Origin of the sequence: Haloferax sp. Atlit-6N (assembly GCF_003383195.1) — an archaeon.
Taxonomy (GTDB): Archaea; Halobacteriota; Halobacteria; order Halobacteriales; family Haloferacaceae; genus Haloferax; species Haloferax gibbonsii.
Window position 1 is genome coordinate 1 of record NZ_QEQJ01000045.1, and the last position, 735, is coordinate 735.

Sequence of the window (735 nt, forward strand, 5' to 3'; positions counted from 1 at the left end):
AGACCGTCTATTACGCCATTCGAGAGGTGGAAGCCGCGGTCACGCGCGGCTTCCCCCTCGTCTGGGAGCAATTCCAACACTCCATCTCGGGCCCAACACAAATCGACGAATCAAGCACGATCTGTTCAGGCTACAAAGGCCAAGACCCGCCGCGGACCAGTCGGTACCGCGGCGGGTCGTCCCGATCGGGGCGCTCACGATGGAAGGGCCGTCACGGAGACCAGATAACGCTCGTCGCGGCGTGCCGCGACGTGCTTCGGGTGATTTCGCGGTCACCTTGGAATCAGCTACCAGGGAGACCTCGAACCGGTACTGCAAGAGGCTGAAGACCTCTCCCAGCGGCTGGGAGAGGTCTGGACTGATGGACTCCAAGCGTATCGAGAGATGGAGTACGATCACCGAACCGTTATCCACGACGAACGGTACGTTTCGGCCGACGGCGTCCACATCAACCAGGTCGAGTGCCTCTTCTCACTAGTCAAACCGTGGCTGCGGAAGTTTCGCGGCCTGTCCAAGCAGGGCTTGGAACAGGCCGCTCACACCTTCGGTATCGTTCGCTCATTGAACTTGGTCGGCGCATCCCTCGAAATCGTCGTCGATTGCCTTGCTACGGGGTCACTCCACAGTTCTACATAAGAGCGGCCAGAGTTAACCAACAGTAGTGAGCCAGAGTCGTAACTGTTGGTTAAGTACTAGGCACGAAGGCTTCCGTCCCATTGGCCACTTGATCCCACG

At 58.9% G+C, this 735-nt stretch carries 1 pseudogene; it reads left to right on the plus strand.

Annotation, left to right across the window (positions count from 1 at the left end):
* Positions 1-636: pseudogene (locus DEQ92_RS21055) on the plus strand (IS1595-like element ISHvo6 family transposase); the annotation flags it as partial.
* Between the last annotated feature and the right edge of the window lie 99 nt (positions 637-735).